3 protein-coding genes and 1 pseudogene are annotated in these 3471 nt (G+C 66.4%); 2 read left to right on the forward strand and 2 right to left on the reverse strand.

Annotation, left to right across the window (positions count from 1 at the left end):
* Positions 1-15 precede the first annotated feature (15 nt).
* Positions 16-510: a PIN domain-containing protein gene (locus tag ASD67_RS15065; RefSeq protein ID WP_056348897.1), complete on the reverse strand. Its 495-nt coding sequence runs from the start codon at positions 508-510 to the stop codon at positions 16-18.
* Positions 510-755 (reverse strand): type II toxin-antitoxin system prevent-host-death family antitoxin, encoded by a 246-nt coding sequence (locus ASD67_RS15070; protein ID WP_056348900.1) that lies wholly within the window; start codon positions 753-755, stop codon positions 510-512. The genes ASD67_RS15065 and ASD67_RS15070 overlap by 1 nt, the downstream gene beginning before the upstream one ends.
* Positions 756-1003: 248 nt before the next feature.
* On the opposite strand from ASD67_RS15070, the gene ASD67_RS15075 reads away from it, so the two are divergent.
* Entirely contained in the window at positions 1004-2395 is a 1392-nt protein-coding gene (locus tag ASD67_RS15075) for a cation:proton antiporter (RefSeq protein WP_200938087.1), read from the forward strand.
* A gap of 69 nt (positions 2396-2464) precedes the next feature.
* Positions 2465-3471, forward strand: a pseudogene (locus ASD67_RS15080) (hypothetical protein); the annotation flags it as partial.

Raw genomic sequence — 3471 nt, forward strand, 5'->3', positions numbered from 1 at the left:
ACAGGGAGGATATCCTCACCCCCGAATAAACAGGTTCCGGAGCCAGGGCGCCCGCTCGCGCGTCGCTTCGCGCCAGCCGGTCGCTTCGCCGGCATCGGGCGCCGCGCGGCGGGGGTCGATCAGCTTGAGCCGCGCGGTGCGGAATGATGCGGGGGTGTAGGTAACGAGCGCCAGCCCATGCTCGAGCGCGGTCGCCGCGAGCAACGCGTCGCGATCCTGATCGAGCGCCAGCGCGGCGCGGCGGCGAACGACGGCCAGGTCGACCGCGATGATGCGCCCCTCGAACGCCGGCAGCAACTGGTCGTCGATCCAGCTTCGCCAAGCGGCGCCCACCGCCTTGCTTTGTCTGGCCGCCAGCGCGGCGGCGTTGTCGAGTTCGACCAGCGTCAGCGCCGACAGGAACATCGCATGGCGCGATGTCCGCTGCGCCCACGCGGCGAGCGCCGCGCTTTCGCCGGCGATGCCGGCATGGCGCAGGTCGAGCGCGACCTCGGCATCGAGCAGAAACATCAGCCGCGCCCCCGGCTGGCGAGCGCTTTGCGCAAGGGCGTGCGATCGAGCGCGACCTCGCCCGGCGGCGCGGCGAGCAGTTGCACGATCGTCTCGCGCTCGCCGCTCAATTGGCGCCACGCATCGATGCTGATCAGGACATGGGTGGGGCGACCGCGATCGGTGACGAACACCGGCTCGATCGTCGCGAATCGCTTTGCGCGACTCACGTCCTGGTTGAATTCGCGGCTGGTGACCCGCTTCATTTCGCCATTTCCCTTATATGTCTGGTAGCGCTACCGGGATCGTTCACATGTAGGTATGTTACTACACTGTTACCGGCTCGCAACAGAAATGATCCTTTGCCCGGAAATCGACAAGACAGGGCGCGCCCAATCATCGCGCCGGTCTTGCGCCTGTGCCGTATTCATGTCTCCTGATGGTGGGAATGGAGCGTATCGTTGGTTTTCGAACCGTACGGGCGCCAGAGGGGAGACGGTCATTGGTATCAGATATGTTCGCGGAATTGTGGCGCGCCGTCGGCGATGTCATGGGCAAGCACGGACCGGCGGTGGACGCGGCGCAGAGTTATGCGCCCTCCGACTACAGCATCCATTTTTTCCTGCAGATCGCGGTGATCCTGCTCGTCTGCCGCATCGTCGGCTGGCTCGCGAACCGCTTTTTCGGCCAGCCGCAGGTGGTGGGTGAGATGATCGCGGGCGTGATCCTCGGCCCCTCGTTGTTCGGCCTCTTCTTCCCCGACGTCCAGGGCGCGCTCTTCCCCAAGGAAACGCGCAACATGCTCTATGTCGGCGCGCAATTCGGCGTCGGCCTGTACATGTTCCTCGTCGGCACGACGCTGCGCCTCGACCATTTCCAGTCGAAGGCGAAAAGCGCGGTCGGGGTGTCGGCGGCGGGCATCGCCGCGCCGTTCCTGTTCGCGGCGTTGATCACTCCCTTCCTGATCGGCGTTCCGGGGCTGTTCACCGAGGGACTGGGCCAAGGCCCGGCGACCCTGTTCATGGGCGCCTGCATCGCGCTCACCGCCTTTCCGATGCTCGCGCGGATCATCAACGAGCGCGGCCTCGCCAATACCTCGCTGGGCACACTGACGCTGACCGCAGGGGCGTTCGACGACGCGGTGTCGTGGTGCGTGCTGGCGGTCGTGCTGGCGACCTTCGGCGCCGGACCCGGTGTTGCCCTGCTCGCCATCGTCGGCGGGGTCGGCTTCGCATTGTTCATGTTCTTTATCGGCCGCAAGCTGCTGGTCCCGCTCGGCCGCGCGGTCGAGGCGAAGGGCGAACTCACCCACGCGTTGCTCGCCGTCGTGCTGATGCTTTACGCCATGTCGGCCTTCTTCATGGACGCGGTCGGCATCCATGCGGTGTTCGGCGGTTTCCTGCTTGGCGCCTGCATGCCGCGCGGGCTGCTCACCGAAGAGATCAAGAAGAAGATCGAGCCGATGACGGTCGTCTTCCTGCTGCCGATGTTCTTCACCTTCTCGGGCCTCAACACCCAGCTGACGACGGTGAACAGCCTGTCGCTGCTCGCGATCGCGCTCGGCATCCTGCTCGTCTCGATCGCGGCGAAGTTCGGTGCCTGCTGGCTCGCGGCGCGGCTCGCGGGTGAGGACAATCGCACCGCGATGGGCATCGGGGCGCTGATGAACGCGCGCGGGCTGATGGAACTGATCATCATCAACATCGGGCTACAGAAGGGCATCATCGGTCCGACCCTGTTCGCGATCATGGTGCTGATGGCGATCGTCACCACCGTGATGGCGGGGCCGCTGTTCGAAATCGTCTACGGCCGCAAGGCGCGCGAAACCGGCGAACTCGGCGCGCTCGGCATCGAGGCGCCGGACGATGCGCAGCCCGCGACGCCTTTGGCCGCCAAGCCGGCCTGACCCATCCCTCCTGCCTCCCCCGCCTTTGGCCCCGCGCTGAAGGCGGGGAGGATTTTTGGAGCTTCCGATATGAAGAGACTCTGGATGGCGGCGCCGCTGGCGCTGCTCAGCGGCACCGCGTGCGCGCAAGAGGTGAAGGTCAAACCGCTGATCGACGCGCGTCTGCGCTACGAGGCGACCGAGCAGGACGGCCTCGCCGAAAAGGCCGACGCGCTGACGCTGCGCGTGCGCCCCGGAGTGCAAGCCACCAAGGGACGCTGGTCGCTGCTGGTCGAGGGCGAGGCCAATCTGGCGATCGCCTATGACTATAACGACGGCACCAACGGCAAGACGACTTTCCCGCTGATCGCCGACCCGCCGAACCTCGAACTCAACCGCGCGCAGATCCGTTATGCGGGCGCGAACGGGCTGGCGTTGACCGCCGGGCGCCAGCGGATCGAACTTGCCGACCAGCGCTTCGTCGGCTCGGCGGGCTTCCGCCAGAATGAGCAGACCTCTGACGCGGTGCGCTTGCAAGTCGGCAAGCCGACGGGCCTCAGCGCCGACCTGACCTATGGCTGGAGCGTGCGGACGGTGAACGGCCGCAACGGCGCGGGGGCGCGGCCGCAGGCGATCGGCGGCGACAATATTCTCGCGGTCGTCGGCTATGGCACCCCCATCGGTACGGTGAGCGGTTTCGCTTATCTGGTCGATCAGGACGAGGTCGCGGTTCAGGGCTATCGACTGGCGAACCAGACCTGGGGGCTGCGCTTCGCGGGCAGCCAGCCGCTCGCGAAGGATGTGAAACTCACCTATGTCGCGAGCTGGGCGCGGCAGAGCGACTGGCACCGCAACCCGAATGACTATGCCGCCGATTACTGGCTCGCTGAAGTGGGAGTGAGTGCTGGCGGGCTGAGCGCCACCGGTGGTTACGAAATACTCGGGGCGGATGGCGGCGCGGCGTTCACCAGCGTCCAGACCCCGCTCGCGTCGCATTTCCGCTTCAACGGCTGGGCCGGAAAATTCGTCACCACGCCGCCGAACGGCCTGCGCGATCTATACGCGAGCCTCGGCTATGGCTGGAAAAAGACGGCGGG

It is taken from the genome of Sphingopyxis sp. Root1497 (genome assembly GCF_001427085.1).
Classification (GTDB): Bacteria; Pseudomonadota; Alphaproteobacteria; order Sphingomonadales; family Sphingomonadaceae; genus Sphingopyxis.

Bases quoted from the DNA above. Each gene is read 5' to 3' on its own strand.
- ASD67_RS15070 (WP_056348900.1), bottom strand. From the start codon at position 755: ATGAAGCGGGTCACCAGCCGCGAATTCAACCAGGACGTGAGTCGCGCA.
- ASD67_RS15075 (WP_200938087.1), top strand. From the start codon at position 1,004: ATGTTCGCGGAATTGTGGCGCGCCGTCGGCGATGTCATGGGCAAGCAC.
- ASD67_RS15065 (WP_056348897.1), bottom strand. From the start codon at position 510: ATGTTTCTGCTCGATGCCGAGGTCGCGCTCGACCTGCGCCATGCCGGC.